Below are 17133 nucleotides of genomic sequence, written 5' to 3'. Positions count from 1 at the left end.
AGGGCGAGAAGGTATGCAAGAAGAAACATTTTACAGTGTCAGAATGAGAGCTTCTATGAATGGGTCTCACGAAGATGGAGGAAAGCATATATCCGGCGGAGAACGACTCATCACGTTCGATAATATGAAACGTACGGTGAATGCTTTATTAGAAAAAGGGTTATCTCACTCTAGAGGAAAACCGGATTTTATGCAAATTCAATTTGAAGAGGTTCATGAGCCGGTTAAGAAGATTCATCCATTACCAATGAAGACAAATGAAGTAGAATCCCCGGAAGAGGGACAAAGTCTTGCCCGATTCTTATTGGGGAAAGCGGGTGTTCCAAGAAAAGTGATTGAAAAAGCATATCAACAAATTTCTGAATGGTCAGGTATCAGGGGAGCAGTGGTGTTTGATATTCACACTGGCGAACGAATTGATCAAACACACGATAAAGGTGTACGGGTGTCCAGAATGGATTGGCCGGACGCCAATTTTGAAAATTGGGCGTTCCGCAATAACATGCCGTCCAATTCAAGAATAAAAGAGGCCCTTGCACTTGCTTCAAAAGTGAGTGAGCATCCGGCAACTGTTGCAGAATTATGCTGGTCAGATGACCCTGATTACATAACAGGCTACGTCGCGGGTAAAAAATTGGGCTATCAGCGTATTACAGCAATGAAAGAATACGGGACTGAAGAGGGCTGCCGAATCTTTTTTGCTGACGGCTCTGTAAATGTAAACACATACATAAATGATCTCGAGAAGCAGCCTATTTTGATAGAGTGGGAGGAAGATGATGACTCAAGATTTGATAGAAAAAAGTAAAAAACATCTTTGGCTGCCTTTTACTCAAATGAAAGACTATGATGAACATCCCTTGATCATCGAAAGCGGCAACGGAATCAAAGTAAAAGACATTAACGGCAAGGAATATTATGACGGCTTTTCTTCCGTTTGGCTTAATGTGCACGGGCACCGCAAAAAGGAATTAGATGAGGCCATCATAAAACAGCTTGGCAAAATTGCTCACTCCACATTATTGGGCATGACCAACGTTCCGGCGACTGAACTTGCCGAGACCTTAATCGAGATCAGTCCGGAGAAGCTGACGCGTGTTTTTTATTCGGACAGCGGTGCAGAAGCGATGGAAATTGCTCTTAAAATGGCGTTTCAATATTGGAAGAACATCGGGAAGCCTGAGAAACAAAAATTTATTGCAATGAAAAATGGGTATCACGGCGATACGATCGGTGCCGTCAGTGTCGGTTCAATTGAACTGTTCCACCACGTCTATGGCCCGTTAATGTTTGATAGTTATAAAGCTCCGATCCCTTATGTATACCGCTCTGAAAGCGGCGATTCTGTGCAGAGCCGTGATGAGTGTCTCTATGCGCTTGAACAGCTGCTGAAGGAACACCATCACGAAATTGCAGCACTTTCGATTGAATCAATGGTTCAAGGAGCATCCGGCATGATTGTGATGCCGGAAGGATACTTGGCAGGTGTGCGCGAGCTTTGTACAGCTTACGATGTCTTAATGATTGTTGATGAAGTTGCCACTGGTTTTGGGCGTACGGGGAAAATGTTTGCATGTGAGCACGAAAATGTTCAGCCTGATCTAATGGCTGCCGGCAAAGGCATTACAGGAGGCTATTTGCCGATAGCTGTCACTTTTGCCACCGAAGACATCTACCATGCATTCTACGATGATTACAAAGAACAAAAAACCTTTTTCCACGGTCACTCCTATACAGGAAATCAGCTTGGCTGTGCGGTTGCTCTTGAAAACCTGAGATTATTTGAATCTGAAAACATCGTTGAACAAGTCGCGCAAAAAAGTAAAAAGCTCCATTTACTTCTTCAAGACCTGCATGCACATCCTCACGTTGGGGATATTCGGCAGCTCGGCTTTATGTGCGGCGCAGAGCTTGTTCAGTCAAAGGAAACCAAACGGCCTTATCCTGCTGATCGGCGAGTGGGGTACAAAGTTTCTTTGAAAATGAGAGAGCTCGGGATGCTGACGAGACCGCTCGGCGATGTAATTGCATTTCTGCCTCCGCTTGCCAGCACAGCTGAAGAGCTCGAAGCAATGGTGTCTATTATGAAAGAAGCGATCCAAGAGGTAACCAGCCTTGAGCATTGACAGCTGGTTAAGCCGCCGGTTAGACAAAGCGAAGGGAGCCGGCGTATACCGTACACTGCGAACAATGAATGGGCCTCCAATTCCGGAGATGACGATTGATGGCAAAAATCAAACGGTCTGGTCGTCAAACAATTATTTAGGTCTCGCAAACCATAACCGCTTGATCTCTGCAGCTCAAGAAGCACTGCAGCAATTTGGAGCAGGAAGCACCGGCTCGCGTTTAACGACGGGCAATTCGATCTGGCATGAAAAACTCGAAAAAAAGATTGCCGGCTTTAAACGGACAGAAGCGGCTTTACTGTTTTCAAGCGGCTATTTAGCCAATGTCGGTGTCCTTTCTTCGTTACCTGAAAAAGGGGACGTCATTTTAAGTGATCAATTAAATCATGCAAGTATCATCGATGGCTGCCGCCTGTCTAAGGCTGATACGGTCATTTATCGCCATATCGAAATGGCTGATCTTGAAGAAAAACTGAAAGAAACACAGCGGTACCAGCGCCGTTTTATCGTAACAGACGGGGTATTCAGCATGGATGGCACGATTGCCCCTCTTGATCAGATCATCTCTCTTGCTAAAAGCTGCAATGCTTACGTGATCGTTGATGATGCGCATGCAACAGGTGTTTTGGGAGAATCAGGAAGAGGGACGAGTGAACATTTCGGTGTTTGTCCTGACATTGTCATCGGCACGTTAAGCAAAGCTGCCGGAGCGGAAGGGGGATTCGCTGCAGGTTCAGCGGTATTCATCGACTTTCTGCTGAACCATGCCAGAACGTTTATCTTTCAAACCGCTATTCCGCCGGCAAGCTGTGCAGCTGCCCATGAGGCGTTAGACATCATGGAGGCCAGCAAGGAAAAACGACAGCTTTTATATTCTTATATCCAGATGATCAAAACGAATCTGAAGCACATGGGCTATGTGGTGAAGGGGCATCATACACCGATTATTCCGGTGGTCATCGGCGATACCCGAAAAACGGTCACGTTTGCTGAAAAACTGCAGGACAAAGGAATCTATGCCCCTGCCATTCGTCCGCCGACCGTTGCGCCAGGAGAAAGCCGTATCCGATTAACCATCACTGCTGGGCACAGTATGAGGGATATTGATCATTTGCTGGAAGCATTTCGTTCAATCGGAAAGGAGCTGAACATCATTCCATGAGAGGTTTTTTTGTAACCGGAACAGATACAGAAGTGGGGAAAACGGTGATATCCTGCGGTCTTGCAGCCTTATTGCGGGAAAATAAGATGGATGTCGGAGTATTTAAACCATTTTTAAGCGGGATCTCCCCTCATCATCCAGAGAGCGATACAAGCCTGCTGAAAGAGATGTCGCAAACGAGTCTTTCGCATGAAGAGATTACGCCTTTTGCATTCAAAGAGCCGCTAGCTCCATACGTTGCAGGAAAGCTGGAGGGCAAGGCTGTCAAAATGCAAGAAGTCGTACGCCATTGGGAGCGGATAAGAGAAAAACATGGATGCTTCATCGTAGAAGGTGCGGGCGGGATTTCTGTGCCATTAGGAGAGGATTTTTTAGTCAGTCATGTCATAAAAGCGTTACAGCTTCCAGTGATTATTGTGGCCCGCCCTCATCTTGGAACGATTAATCACACCTTTTTAACTGTTCAATATGCCAAAAGCATGGGTCTTCCAATCGCCGGAATCGTCATCAATGGAATCAGTGATTCTCCTGATCATGATGAAAAAACCAATCCTGAAATGATTGAGAGCCTATGCGGTGTGCCGCTATTAGGAGTGACGCCAAAGCTGATAAACACAACAAAAGAAACGATTCAGGATATGGTGAAGGACCATATAGATTTATCATTACTGATCAATCGAGTGGGGGCATGAAAATGAATCAATGGATGGAACTTGCAGACCGGGTGCTGGACGGAGCAGAGGTGACCAACGAAGAGGCGCTTTCGATTTTAAACTGTCCAGATGAAGACATCTTGCTTTTGATGCATGGAGCTTTTCACATCAGAAAACGATTTTATGGAAAAAAAGTAAAGCTCAATATGATTATGAATGCAAAATCAGGGCTCTGTCCGGAGAATTGCGGCTATTGTTCCCAGTCTGCGATTTCGAAAGCGCCGATTGAGACTTACCGGATGGTGAAAAAGGAAACCCTTCTGGAAGGCGCAAAGCGGGCGCATGATTTGAACATAGGTACATACTGTATCGTGGCAAGCGGCAGGGGGCCGTCCAACAGAGAGGTCGATCAGGTCGTAGAAGCAGTACAGGAAATAAAAGAGACGTATGGGCTGAAAATTTGTGCGTGTCTCGGACTGCTAAAGCCGGAGCAGGCGAAGCGGCTGAAAGCAGCCGGAGTAGACCGCTATAATCATAATGTCAATACATCTCAGAGAAATCATTCAAACATTACCACGTCACATACGTACGAGGACAGGGTCAATACGGTTGAGATTGCAAAAACCTCCGGCATGTCTCCATGTTCAGGCGCCATTATCGGGATGAAGGAAACGAAGCAGGATGTCATCGATATCGCACAAAGCTTGAAAGCCCTTGACGCTGATTCCATTCCGGTGAATTTTTTGCATGCGATTGACGGCACACCATTAGAAGGCGTAAATGAATTAAACCCGCTGTATTGTTTAAAAGTGCTGGCGCTGTTCCGTTATATCAATCCGTCAAAAGAAATCCGCATTTCTGGTGGAAGAGAGGTCAATCTCCGCTCATTGCAGCCATTGGGGCTGTATGCCGCCAACTCCATCTTTGTCGGAGATTATTTAACGACTTCCGGACAGGAGGAGACGGAGGATCATAAAATGCTGAGTGATTTAGGATTTGAAGTAGAATCGGTCGAAGAAATGAAAGCCAGTTTAAGTGCAAATAGCTGAAAGCAAGAATAGAAGCAATCGGTGTCATGTCGATTGCTTTTATTTTTATAGAGTCAAAATGATGATGTCAGAATCATGAGAGGGAGCATATGACAATTCCAATTTCACTTACACCTTCTGCGTTTTTTAAAAACCCTTATCCTTATTACGATACATTACGTTCTGCACACCCTTTATATAAAGGGAATGTTTTGAAGTATCCAGGCTGGTATGTCACGGGATATGAGGAAGCGGCAGCAATTCTGAAAGATACCAGATTCAAAACACGTGTCCCGCTGCCCGAGACGTCTATGAAATATAAGGATCTAAATCATGTCCAGAAGCAGATGATGCTGTTTCAGAATCAGCCTGATCATAGGCGTCTGCGTCTACCGGTCAGCGGCGTATTTACTCCGAGAATGACAGAGGGCTATCGCCCATTTATAAATGAAACTGTCCATCAGTTGCTTGATCAAGTGCAAGGGGAAAAAAAGATGGAGCTGATTTCTGACCTTGCTTTTCCTTTGGCAAGCAGCATTATAGCTAAGATCATAGGTGTGCCGGCGGAAGGAAGGGATCAATTTAAAGAGTGGTCGTCAAGCCTTGTTCAAACGATTGATTTTACCCGATCAAGAAAGGTGTTAACAGACGGCGATCAGATCACTGTAGTGATGAGGGAGTATTTTAGAGAGCTCATTCAAAAACGAAAACAAAAACCGCAGCATGACGTGGTCAGCATGCTGCTGAAGGAAGGACAGGCTGGTAAGCTGACGGAGGAGGAAGTGGCATCAACGTGTATATTGCTGGCGATCGCCGGACATGAAACAACAGTGAATCTCATCAGCAACTCAATTCTTTGTCTGCTGCAGCATCAAGAACAGCTTTTGCAGCTCAAAGAAAACCCAGCTCTGATTCATACCGCAGTTGAGGAATGTTTACGTTATGAAAGCCCCACACAAATGACAGCCCGTGTTGCGTCAGAAGATATTGAAATGAATGGCGTAACGATTCGACAAGGGGAGCATGTCTATATTCTGCTGGGGGCTGCCAATCGAGACCCAAAAGTATTCGCGCATGCCAATGAGTTCGATATCACCAGAAGCCCTAATCCCCATCTTTCATTCGGACAGGGCCACCATATTTGTATAGGTTCCTCACTGGCACGGCTAGAAGCACAAATTGCAATTAACACTCTTCTGCAGCGCATGCCCGGCCTGCAGCTCGCTATTTCTGAAGTGCGATACCGGAAGCTAATTGGTTTTAGAGCGCTTATGGAGCTGCCGGTTATTTTTTAATGAAGGCTAAAGGAAGCCATGTGAATGCTGAAAACGTGTCATCCCCGGCGAAAATGGGCAATCTATAAAAAAAGGGGAGTGAACATATGAGAAAAGTGCTGATCGCCGGCGGAAATGGTGTGATTGGGAGGATATTGGCTAAAGGGCTTATGTCTGAGTACGAGGTGACGGTGCTGGATAAAGACCGTTACGAGGGCTTAGTACACGCTATTCAGGCAGACGCGTCAAACTATGATGATCTATTGAAAAAGATTCCGAGAGATACAGACGTGATCGTGAACTTACTCGCTGTCAAAATCAAATACGATGTCATGGACACAGCTGAATTTGAAAAAATGACGGATATTTTTTATAGAGCAAGCTACTATTTGTGCCGCGCGGCAGCAGAGCTCGGCATCCCAAAGGTTGTTTTCGCCAGCAGCAATCATGTGACAGATGTGTACGAAAAAGACGGGCGTTCGCTCTTAGGGCGGGAAATCACAACCGACGATTATCCGCTGTCAAAAAATCTATATGGCGTCCTAAAGCTGACCTCGGAACATATCGGCCACCTGTTTTATCTGGAAAATAAGCTCTCTGTCATCAACCTTCGAATCGGAACGGTCGTCACAGATGAAATGGATACACTGCATGAGAACGACCGGACGAAAAAAACGCTTCTTTCCCACCCGGACTTGCTGTCGATTTTTAAAGCAGCCATTGAAACGAATATCCGTTACGGCACTTATTACGCCGTCTCTGACAATCCCGGCAAGCCGTGGTCGATAGAATCCGCGGTTCAGGAGCTTGGGTTTGCGCCTCAAATTAATACCGCTGAGCTTCTGAAAGAGGAAGAGAACGGCAATAACAGAGCATAATCATTTTCTAAGATTATGCTCTTTTTCTTTTATGATCGGTTTCAAGCCAGTTCCGATGCCGCCGGGCAAGGGACAGTGTTCAAATGATTATAGACATGGCAATCGCACATTTGCTACATTTTAGACACGATATCGTCACAAGCTGCAGCTCGTTTATTAAAAATGATAACGCTTACAAAGGGAGGTGGGAACGATCGCACATTCACTGAAAAATCGCCTGTTTGATATTTTGATTTACGGATTTTTGCTGATGTTCGCTTTAATATGCGTACTTCCGTTTATTCATGTCATTGCGGCATCCTTTGCCACAGTAGAGGAAGTGGTTTCGAAAAAATTCATTTTAATACCGACCACTTTTTCGCTCGATGCCTATCGTTACATTTTTTCGACAGATATCATTTATAAAAGCCTGCTCGTTTCTGTGTTTGTGACAGTTGTAGGCACGGCGGTCAGCATGTTTCTTTCTTCATTGATGGCTTACGGTTTATCCCGCCGCGACTTAATTGGGCGGCAGCCGCTCATGTTTCTCGTCGTATTTACGATGCTCTTCAGTGGCGGAATGATTCCGACTTTCCTGGTGGTCAAATCGCTTGGATTGCTCGATTCTTACTGGGCCCTTATTTTGCCGACAGCGATTAATGCCTTTAACTTGATCATTCTGAAAAACTTCTTTCAAAACATCCCGGCGAGCCTGGAAGAGTCCGCAAAAATTGACGGCTGCAATGACTTGGGGATTTTCTTCAAAATTGTGCTGCCGCTGTCTCTTCCAGCGATCGCAACGATTTCACTGTTTTATGCGGTGACGTACTGGAATACGTATATGACGGCGATCTTGTACTTAAATGATTCAGCTAAGTGGCCGATTCAGGTGCTTTTGCGCCAAATCGTTATTGTATCAAGCGGGGTACAAGGGGATATGTCGGAAATGGGCTCGGGCAGCCCGCCGCCTGAGCAAACGATCAAAATGGCAGTAATAGTCGTAGCGACCATTCCGGTTCTGCTGGTCTATCCATTTATTCAAAAGCATTTTGCAAAAGGGGCTTTGCTGGGGTCTGTCAAAGGATAAAGAATATGAAACGGAGGGATATGATGGGAAACAAATGGAGGGTGCTTCTGATTGTGCTTGTATTTGCTCTCGGAGGAGTGCTGGCGGGCTGTAAAGGAGCTGATCAATCATCAGGCAAGGCGGACTCGGATTCAAAGGTAAAGCTGTCTATGATGGCGATTTTGTATCACCAGCAGCCGCCGAAAGACAGGGCGATCAAAGAAATAGAGAAGCTCACAAATACAGAATTGGACATCACGTGGGTTCCTGATGCGGTGAAAGAAGACAGACTGAATGCGGCGCTTGCAGCCGGCAATCTCCCGCAAATCGTGACGATTCAAGACATTAAAAATTCGTCAGTCATGAATGCCTTCAGATCGGGAATGTTCTGGGAAATCGGCGATTATATCAAAGATTATCCGAATTTAAACAAGATGAATAAACTCATTAATAAAAATGTCACAATCGATGGCAAGCTTTACGGGATATACAGAGAGCGTCCCCTCTCGAGACAAGGCATCGTCATTCGGAAGGACTGGCTGGACAATTTGAATTTGAAAACGCCGGAAACGCTGGATGATCTTTATGAAGTTGCCAAAGCGTTTACAGAGAACGACCCGGACAAGGATGGAAAAGATGATACATTCGGATTGACTGACCGAAATGATCTGATTTACGGCGCTTTTAAGACGCTTGGCTCATATGAAGGCATGCCGACAGACTGGAAGGAATCAAACGGCACATTTACGCCTGATTTCATGACGAAAGAATACAAAGACACGATGGATTACATGAAAAAACTGCGTGATAACGGCTACATGAATAAAGACTTTCCGGTCACAAGCAAAACCCAGCAGCAGGAGCTGTTTTCTCAAGGAAAAGCCGGCATCTATATCGGGAATATGGTGGACGCTGTCAATTTGCGTGACAATGCCTCCGATAAATCAATGGAGCTGGAGATCATCAACCGCATAAAAGGCCCTGACGGAAAAGAGCGTGTATGGGCGTCAGGAGGGCATAATGGTGTATTTGCTTTTCCGAAAACGAGTGTGAAATCAGAAGCCGAGCTGAAACGGATCTTGGCGTTCTTTGACCGAATAGCCGAAGAGGACGTCTACAGCCTGATGACATACGGCATTGACGGGGTTCATTACAATAAAGGAAAAGGCAAAACATTCACCAGAAAAGAAAGCCAGGTAAAAGATTGGCAGACTGATATTCAGCCGCTGTCCGCCTTAATCGCCATTGATAAAGCCTACTTAAAAAACACCGGTGATCCGCTGCGGACAGCGTACGAGGAGCTGACGGAAGACAATGAAAACATCATCGTCTCCAATCCGGCAGAGAGCTTGTATTCCGCCGCGGAGTCTGAGCGCGGAGATGAACTGAAAAAAATGATAGACGATGCCACCTATAAATATATGATCGGAGAAATTACAGAAAGCCAGTTTGATAAAGAAGTTGAAAAATGGGAAACAAGCGGAGGAAAGCAGATTATTCAGGAATACGAGGAAGCGTTTAAAAAAACAAAGTGATACTGAAAAAACCCAAAACGCACTAGCGGTTTTGGGTTTTTATACACTTCTTTTTTGCTGGCGGTAGTTGCCCGGTGTGATGCCTTCCAGCTTTTTAAAGGATCTGATAAAGTTTTGCGAGTTTTTGTATTTGAGCTTTTCAGCTATGTCTTTCACCGCCATGTCGGATTCAGCCAGCCAGCTTTTTGCCATATGGTGGCGGTAATTCGAGACATACTCGCTGAATGAAATGCCCATTTCTTTTTTGAAAATACTGCTTAAGTAGTTTGGGTTGTAATGCAGCCTGCGGGCAATTTCGTCCAGCGTTAAATCGGATTCAAACTCATGGTGGATGATATGGATTATGTTGTCGGAAATATTCTTGTACTGTGCATCGGCCCGGGCATTTACTTTGTCTGTCATCGGATCAATGAATTCTTGCTTCAGCCAGTTTTCAGTATCCTCGAATGTCTTCAGCTCAAAAATTTGGTCATACAGCATTTTGTTTTCTTCAAGCTCAAATAGTTCAATTCCGAGTACATGCATCAGTTCAATGACATGATTCAGAAAACGGGCGATTGCGATCTGAAATTGGTACGGGTTGGTGTTGTGTGTAAAAATCGACTGTAAAATCGCGTGCAGGCATTTGTCTGCTTTCTCCTTGTCACCGGCTTTTACAGCATCGAACAGCTCATGCTGAAGCTGCTTCGGAAAATGGGTTTTGAACGTTTTTTTCTGATCCAGGTCTTCATAAAAGATTATCGATTTGTTTTCTGCTTTCAGCCGGTATTTTAACGCTTCTGAGCCTTCCGCATAAGCGTTTTTCGCCATTGCTAATGCATCAAACGGCTGGCTGACGCCGATGCTGACAGACAGGTGCAGCTCAGCTTCAACTGTATCCTGAATCATCCGGGCGATATCATTCAGCTCGGCCATAAATGCCTCTTTTGTTCCGCTCTCATTCATCAATATGGTTGCCTGCTGTTTATCGACTACCGCTGGTGCGAGGCGTTTTTCCGCGGGGATGTTCCGCTCAATCAGGCTGTTGACGGCAAACAACAGCAGATCCATATCTTTTTTCTCATACGGTGTCTGATTCAGCGTGTCAATTTGGAGCACCAGCAGGGCGAGGTGACGCCAATTTTGTTTTAAGCCGAGGCTTTCAAAGCGGTTATTGACCTCCTCATCCGTCAGTTTTCCAAGCATAAGCCTGACCATAAAATATTGCTGAAGATGAGTGGCCTGCTGCCTCATTGTTTCTTCAAGATCGTCATTTCTGTTTTTGAGCTGCTTGAAGCTTTGCTCAATTAATTCAAACTCGTTTTGATGAGGCTGTTTTTCTGGAAAGGCTCCGTGCCGCGCAAACGATTCATAAAGCAGCCGGATCGGCTTATAAAAATGACGGGAGCCCAGCCAAGAGAATAACAATGAAAGCGCTAACAAAATGAAACATACCGTAAAGGTGATCCAGCCGATCGACTTGGCTTCTTTTTTTAGTTCGGGCAGGGAAACGAGAGAAAAATAAGTCCACGTGTTATAGTCTGATTTTTGATAGGTCACTTTATAATGAATGCGGTCAATGACTGTTTCAAACTGGCCGCTTTTGGAGCTTTGCGCCAGCATTTTTTTGACAAAATCGTCGTTCTGAAGAGAATCGCCTATATCAGACAGGTTGTTGTGAAGGATGATACGGCCTTTTTCATCAATGATAAACACGCTGTTTGCGTTTGAATAATCAGGCATATTTTTAACGAGTGAACAGCTTGGGATGCTTGCGGCTGCCAGTCCCTTCGTGTTTGTGCTGTTCAGCGGGAGCTGCTTAATCAAATTGATATTATACCGGCAGCTTTCTGAAGCGCCTTCCTTTGTGGAGATCAAACGGTTGTTTTTTTCCAGCGTCCAATAGGACCGGCTCGCTTTGTTTTTCGAATACGCCTCGGCTGCTTCATGAAGGGAGTCCGTATTCATGCGGTACAAACCGGAATTGTTCATGTACCAGTTTTTCATATAGCTGACAAGCGTCATGTTGGACAAATCGGTATCAAAGCTTTGCAAATAGTTGAGCTCTTGGTTCACTTGGTCATAGATTTGAAATTGGTCAGAGTGCAAAGGCTCGGACAGTGTGCGGAGGAGAGGCGGCGAACTCACATAGTGGGTTAAAGAATGATCGACGGTTTTTAGGATGTGCTCGATGCTTAGCTGGGTCTGCTGGAGTGTGTCGAGTTTTTCCTCCGAAACGTTGGAGATGGCCGTTTTCTGAGAGTGCTCGTACGAAAACAAACCGACCAAAATGACGGGAATGGTGCTGAGTAAACAAAAAAACGTGATGAGTTTGTAATAAAACTTGTATTGGCTTCTTTTCATAAAACCCCCCATTTCATAACACCTTAATACAATTAATCCAAAGATTGATAGATATTGTCAATAATCATTTTCTAATATCGGTGTCTTTTTTTCAGATAGAGAGGCAAAACCCTTGATGACAAAGGGCTCAGGCAGAATGTGATCATATGATTGTAGACGGACTTTTGCACGCTGCGCTACAGTGAAAACAAGAACCCGTGAAAGGAGGCTTTGAAAAAGATGAAAACAGCAGAAGCGCAAGCGCCGGCTGTAGACGCAGTCATGTTTAAAAAAGAAAAAAGAAAGCGCTTACTAAATAAGCTGCTGCAGCAAAAGTTTTTGTACTTTATGATTTTGCCGGGATGTATTTATTTTTTGCTTTTTAAATATGTTCCAATGTGGGGAATCGTGATTGCGTTTCAGGATTATCAGCCGTTTCTCGGCATTTGGGGCAGCGAGTGGGTCGGGCTGAAGCATTTTATCAGGCTGTTTACAGAGCCTACATTTTTTGTCCTGTTAAAAAATACGCTCGTGCTCTTTGCCTTGAATCTGGCCATTTTTTTTCCGGTGCCGATTTTATTAGCGCTTCTTCTAAACGAAGTGCGGATCGCACTCTTTAAAAAATTCGTTCAGACGCTGATTTATATTCCGCATTTTATGTCCTGGGTCATTGTTGTATCGCTGTCATTTGTGCTTTTGACAGTAGACGGGGGCCTGATTAATGAACTGATTACGTTTTTTGGCGGTGAAAAAATCAATTTTCTGCTGAATGAAGAATGGTTCCGTCCGCTGTATATTCTGCAGGTCATCTGGAGAGAAGCGGGCTGGTCAACGATCATCTACCTGGCCGCAATGACGGCGGTTGATCCTCAGCTTTATGAAGCGGCGAAAATGGACGGAGCGGGACGGCTGCGGCAAATGTGGCATATTACGCTGCCGGCTATCAAAAGCGTCATCGTCGTTTTGCTGATTTTAAAAATTGGGGACACGCTGGAGCTTGGCTTTGAGCATGTATATTTGCTGTTAAACGCCACAAACAGGGAAGTCGCGGAAATTTTTGATACGTACGTTTATACTGCGGGGCTGAAACAGGGCCAATTCAGCTACAGTACAGCGGTCGGCGTATTTAAAGCGGCGGTCGGGCTGATTTTGGTCATGCTTGCGAATCGTTTGGCGAAGAAATTTGGCGAGGAAGGAATCTATTAAGAAAGGGATGGTATCAATGGATCAATCAATCGCTGTAAAGTCGCCTCTTACGTATGCGGAGGCATTGGCAGAAACGATTATGAACACGTATACAGTTGAAGAGCTGCCGCCTGCAAACCGCTGGCACTATCATCAGGGCGTTTTCTTATGCGGGGTTTTGCGTCTTTGGGAAGCAACCGGACAGAAACGGTACTTTGATTATGCGAAATCTTATGCGGATCTCCTAATTGATGATTACGGCAATCTATTATTTAAAAGAGACGAACTCGACGCGATTCAGGCGGGCCTTATTCTTTTTACTTTATACGAAAAGACGAAGGATGAACGCTATGTAAAAGCGGCAACAAGGCTGCGGGGCTTATACGGAACGCTGAACCGAACGTCAGAGCAGGGGTTCTGGCATAAGGACGGCTATCCATATCAAATGTGGCTTGACGGTTTATATATGGGCGGGCCGTTTGCACTGAAATATGCCAATTTGAAGCAAGAGCCGGAGCTGTTTGACATGGTTGTGCTTCAGGAAGGCCTGATGAGAAATCATACGAAGGATCCAAAGACCGGGCTCTTCTATCATGCGTGGGATGAAGCGAAAAAAATGCCTTGGGCCAGTCAAGAGACAGGCTGCTCTCCGGAGTTTTGGGCGCGTTCAATCGGCTGGTACGTCATGTCACTCGCAGACATGATTGAAGAGCTGCCTGAGAAGCACCCAACCCGTCATGTCTGGAAAAAAACACTGCAGGACATGCTCGAAAGCATCTGCCGCTGCCAAGACAAGGAAACAGGATTATGGTATCAGATCGTTGACAAGGGCGACAGATCTGACAACTGGCTGGAAAGCTCGGGATCGAGCCTGTATATGTATGCCATCGCTAAAGGAATCAATAAAGGATATCTCGCCAGATCCTATAAAACGCCTTTGTTAAAAGCGTATCAAGGGCTGATTCAGCATAAAACTGAAACAACAAAAGACGGCGCGTTTCTCGTCAAAGACATATGTGTCGGAACGTCGGCAGGATTTTATGATTATTATGTCAGCCGGGAACGGAGCACAAACGACCTTCACGGGGCGGGAGCGTTTATTTTGGCGATGACAGAATTGGAAGCGCTTCTCGGGTCAGACGAAAAATGAAAAGATCTCTATGTGCGGCTGTATGTGTGATCGTCTCGTTGCTGTTTTTGGCTTCGTGCTCAAGCAGACCGGACGGCATTCATGTCATCCTGTTTTCAGATATGCAGGCAGGCGTACAGGATAACATAAAAGAGGCCGCTGAAAAGAAGGCAGGCAGGGCAGAAATTTTTCCCGCTTTGCCGGAAAAGCTGCTGACTGAAATTACGGCTCGCGAGGGTGACGTCTTTATCGTGCCTGAAGACTTGTTTGCAGCTTACGATGATCCGGAAAATTTTCAGCCGTTAGACGGATTGTCACTGAAACATTCATCGCCCTATACAGCCGTAAATCAAAAAACGGGAGAAAAAACAGTCTATGCCGTTCTGATTGAGAAAGGGGAAAAACAGCTGAACGGCTATTCTTTTCGGCTGAATCGAAATATGGCGGCGTTTATCCCTGTATACTCCGAAAAAACAGAGGAAGCGCTGCAGCTGATTTCCCAATTAACAGAAGTCCGATAGGGGTGGGGACCATTGAAAAGCATCGTCATTTGCGGATTAAGCAGCAGAGCCCTCAGCATGTTTATCAAACCGCTGCTCAAACTGTTTTCATCCACTTATGAAATTACGGGATTGCTGGATGCCGATCCGAAACGATTCGCCGTCTGCAAAGAGGCATTTCCGGAGCTTGCGCAAGTACCGGAGTATAAAGAGGAAGATTTTGACAATATGATGAGCGTTTCGAAGCCAGACATTGTGATTGTGACGGGAAGGGATGACACCCATGTTACCTATATATTGAGAAGCCTTCAGTGGGATACGGATGTCATAACGGAAAAACCGATGGTGACGACGGTGCAGGATGCAAAGCGGGTGCTTGAGGCAGAAGCGAAAAGCAAAGGGAAGGTTACTGTCGCGTTTAATTACCGCTACAGCCCGTATCATCGGAAAATCAAAGAAATGATTTTAGAAGGAAAAATAGGAAGGGTCACGTCTGTTGATTTGAATTGGTATATTGATACCTATCACGGCGCCAGCTATTTTAAACGCTGGAACCGATCCAGGCAATTTTCCGGCGGCCTTTCTGTCCATAAATCCACACATCATTTCGATCTGGTGAATTGGTGGCTCGGCCAAAACCCGGCGGAGGTATTTGCTTACGGCGAGTTGAATTACTACGGGCCGGACAGTGAGTGGAATCCGCTGTCGGAAGAAGACGGGCGTTTTTGCGGCACATGCCGGGTCAAAGAGAAATGCCATTACTATGCGAGATGGCACCCCCGTGCCTCTAAAGCTTCTGTAAAGGATGATCATCTCAAGGCGGATGCAGACCAGTCAAGCTTATATACCGCATATCGCCCTGACGCGTGCATTTTTGACGAGGAGATCGACATTGAGGATACGTATGTGGCGGCTGTCAAATATGACGGCGGTGCGCTTTTAAGCTACTCGATCACATTTTCCGCTCCGTACGAAGGCTACCGCCTTACGATAAACGGCACAAAAGGACGCATTGAATCAAATGAATTCCATGAGCCTTCCAGAATTCCGTTTGCTTTTCCCGAGCAGACGATTGAGTATTATCCGCTTTTTGAATCGAAGCAAACCATTCAAGTCGTCAAAAACGAGGGAGGACACGGCGGAGGTGATCCGCTTTTGCTTGCTGATCTATTTATAGGCAAAGATCCGCTGCGCCAGTATGACATTTTGGCCGGGGCCGAAGCCGGAGCCTATTCTATCGCGCTCGGTGAGGGAATATGGCGCTCCGTTGTTGAAAAAAAACCAATTGATATTAAACAGCTTTTTCATATGCAAAATGTATAAAAGCGAAGAGGAGGGGCTTTCGTGGAACATGACGGATCAATGGCACGGGTGCTGCGTTTTTGCGAGTGGATCATGAGGTTTGCGTATACCAATTTGCTTTGGCTGCTTTTTACGATCATCGGTCTCGGAGTGTTCGGTGTCATGCCTGCGACTGCCGCTTTATTCGCTGTTATGCGAAAATGGATTCAGGGTCAGGATCACGTTCCGGTGCTGCCGACTTTTTGGCGGGAATACAAAGCTGAATTTCTCCGTTCCAATCTGATCGGTGCTGTACTGGTGTTAATCGGTTTGATCATTTATATCGATTTGGCCTTTATTTACCCAAGCCACTTTTTATTGCATATCCTGCGCTTTGCTATTATGATATTTGGCTTTCTGTTTGTATCAATGCTTTTTTATGTGTTTCCGCTGATCGTCCACTTTGATTGGAAAAAGCGCCTGTATTTTAAGTTTTCCCTCTTGCTGAGTGTGGCGTACTTACAATATACCCTCGTCATGCTTGCGCTGACGGTCGCGCTCTTTTTCCTGCTGGCTTATCTGCCGGGAATTGTCCCTTTTTTCAGCGTCAGTCTCATCAGCTACTGCCACATGAGGATCGCTTATGCCGTCTTGGTGAAGCTGGAGCAGCAGGACCATGAACCGGCAAAGAAACATCCTGCACCAGAAGCTTTTTATCCGGAGACGAGGTAAACATTTTCTCTATCATATATTGATTCCAAACGGAATAGATTGATAGAGAAAGGAGAGCGGATAAATGCTGAAGGTGGCAGTGTTTGATGAAGAGCATGAAAAAGATTTGCAAACGGAGATCAATTCATTTTTAAAAGGAATATCGGAAGAGCAGCTGGTTGATATCAAATATACGGTTTCAGCGGCATGTGACCCTGAAGGCGAGCAGCTCTACTGTTTTTCCGCACTCATTTTATATCGAAAATAAAAAAAGATCTTTCCGCGGACTGCGGAAAGATCTTTT

Annotated in this window: 16 protein-coding genes; 15 read left to right on the top strand and 1 reads right to left on the bottom strand. The window is 45.5% G+C overall.

Features of this window, described 5'->3' with window-relative positions:
* Positions 1-13: 13 nt before the first annotated feature.
* From bioW to NYE43_RS15350, 9 genes are all read left to right on the top strand, one after another.
* Positions 14-808: a 6-carboxyhexanoate--CoA ligase gene (gene bioW, locus NYE43_RS15390; RefSeq protein ID WP_339233908.1), complete on the top strand. Its 795-nt coding sequence runs from the start codon at positions 14-16 to the stop codon at positions 806-808.
* The gene (gene bioA / locus NYE43_RS15385; RefSeq protein ID WP_339233905.1) at positions 780-2126 is read left to right on the top strand and encodes an adenosylmethionine--8-amino-7-oxononanoate transaminase; all 1347 of its coding nucleotides are present in this window, start codon (positions 780-782) and stop codon (positions 2124-2126) included. Before bioW ends, bioA begins: the two co-directional genes overlap by 29 nt.
* On the top strand, positions 2116-3288 hold the full coding sequence (bioF, locus tag NYE43_RS15380; RefSeq protein ID WP_341062193.1) for an 8-amino-7-oxononanoate synthase: 1173 nt from the start codon (positions 2116-2118) through the stop codon (positions 3286-3288). Before bioA ends, bioF begins: the two co-directional genes overlap by 11 nt.
* On the top strand, positions 3285-3980 hold the full coding sequence (gene bioD / locus NYE43_RS15375; protein ID WP_339233899.1) for a dethiobiotin synthase: 696 nt from the start codon (positions 3285-3287) through the stop codon (positions 3978-3980). The genes bioF and bioD overlap by 4 nt, the downstream gene beginning before the upstream one ends.
* A gap of 2 nt (positions 3981-3982) precedes the next feature.
* Entirely contained in the window at positions 3983-4990 is a 1008-nt protein-coding gene (gene bioB / locus NYE43_RS15370; RefSeq protein ID WP_216394416.1) for a biotin synthase BioB, read from the top strand.
* 89 nt (positions 4991-5079) lie between these two features.
* Entirely contained in the window at positions 5080-6264 is a 1185-nt protein-coding gene (locus NYE43_RS15365; RefSeq protein WP_341062192.1) for a cytochrome P450, read from the top strand.
* An 86-nt stretch (positions 6265-6350) separates the two neighbouring features.
* Positions 6351-7121 (top strand): NAD-dependent epimerase/dehydratase family protein, encoded by a 771-nt coding sequence (locus tag NYE43_RS15360; RefSeq protein ID WP_268498586.1) that lies wholly within the window; start codon positions 6351-6353, stop codon positions 7119-7121.
* Positions 7122-7326: 205 nt separating this feature from the next.
* Positions 7327-8187 carry a carbohydrate ABC transporter permease gene (locus NYE43_RS15355; protein ID WP_081638357.1) on the top strand — a complete coding sequence of 287 codons (861 nt, stop codon included), beginning with the start codon at positions 7327-7329 and terminating at the stop codon, positions 8185-8187.
* A 23-nt stretch (positions 8188-8210) separates the two neighbouring features.
* Positions 8211-9701 carry an extracellular solute-binding protein gene (locus tag NYE43_RS15350; protein ID WP_024122547.1) on the top strand — a complete coding sequence of 497 codons (1491 nt, stop codon included), beginning with the start codon at positions 8211-8213 and terminating at the stop codon, positions 9699-9701.
* A gap of 39 nt (positions 9702-9740) precedes the next feature.
* On the opposite strand, the gene NYE43_RS15345 is transcribed toward NYE43_RS15350, so the two are convergent.
* Complete coding sequence (locus NYE43_RS15345) at positions 9741-12056, bottom strand: helix-turn-helix domain-containing protein (protein WP_341062191.1); 2316 nt, start codon at positions 12054-12056, stop codon at positions 9741-9743.
* Positions 12057-12263: 207 nt separating this feature from the next.
* Here NYE43_RS15345 and rmgP point away from each other — a divergent pair, with 207 nt between their 5' ends.
* The 6 genes from rmgP to NYE43_RS15315 all read left to right on the top strand — a co-directional run bounded on the left by rmgP (position 12264) and on the right by NYE43_RS15315 (position 17097).
* A complete protein-coding gene (rmgP, locus tag NYE43_RS15340) occupies positions 12264-13229 on the top strand; it encodes a polygalacturonan/rhamnogalacturonan ABC transporter permease (protein ID WP_024122546.1) in 966 nt (321 codons plus the stop codon).
* A gap of 7 nt (positions 13230-13236) precedes the next feature.
* Positions 13237-14358, top strand: a complete 1122-nt coding sequence (locus NYE43_RS15335; RefSeq protein ID WP_268544658.1) for a glycoside hydrolase family 88/105 protein — start codon at positions 13237-13239, stop codon at positions 14356-14358.
* Positions 14355-14858, top strand: a complete 504-nt coding sequence (locus NYE43_RS15330; RefSeq protein WP_095714544.1) for a lipoprotein YteS — start codon at positions 14355-14357, stop codon at positions 14856-14858. The genes NYE43_RS15335 and NYE43_RS15330 overlap by 4 nt, the downstream gene beginning before the upstream one ends.
* A gap of 12 nt (positions 14859-14870) precedes the next feature.
* On the top strand, positions 14871-16160 hold the full coding sequence (locus NYE43_RS15325) for a Gfo/Idh/MocA family protein (RefSeq protein WP_268544596.1): 1290 nt from the start codon (positions 14871-14873) through the stop codon (positions 16158-16160).
* 21 nt (positions 16161-16181) lie between these two features.
* The gene (locus tag NYE43_RS15320) at positions 16182-16850 is read left to right on the top strand and encodes a YesL family protein (RefSeq protein WP_268498590.1); all 669 of its coding nucleotides are present in this window, start codon (positions 16182-16184) and stop codon (positions 16848-16850) included.
* A gap of 64 nt (positions 16851-16914) precedes the next feature.
* On the top strand, positions 16915-17097 hold the full coding sequence (locus NYE43_RS15315) for a sporulation protein Cse60 (RefSeq protein WP_003325003.1): 183 nt from the start codon (positions 16915-16917) through the stop codon (positions 17095-17097).
* Positions 17098-17133 lie beyond the last annotated feature (36 nt).

Origin of the sequence: Bacillus sp. FSL R5-0434, assembly GCF_038004745.1 — a bacterium.
GTDB classification, from domain to species: Bacteria; Bacillota; Bacilli; order Bacillales; family Bacillaceae; genus Bacillus; species Bacillus halotolerans.
Note: the sequence above shows the minus strand (reverse complement) of the source record. Positions and strands in the feature narration are given on the sequence as shown.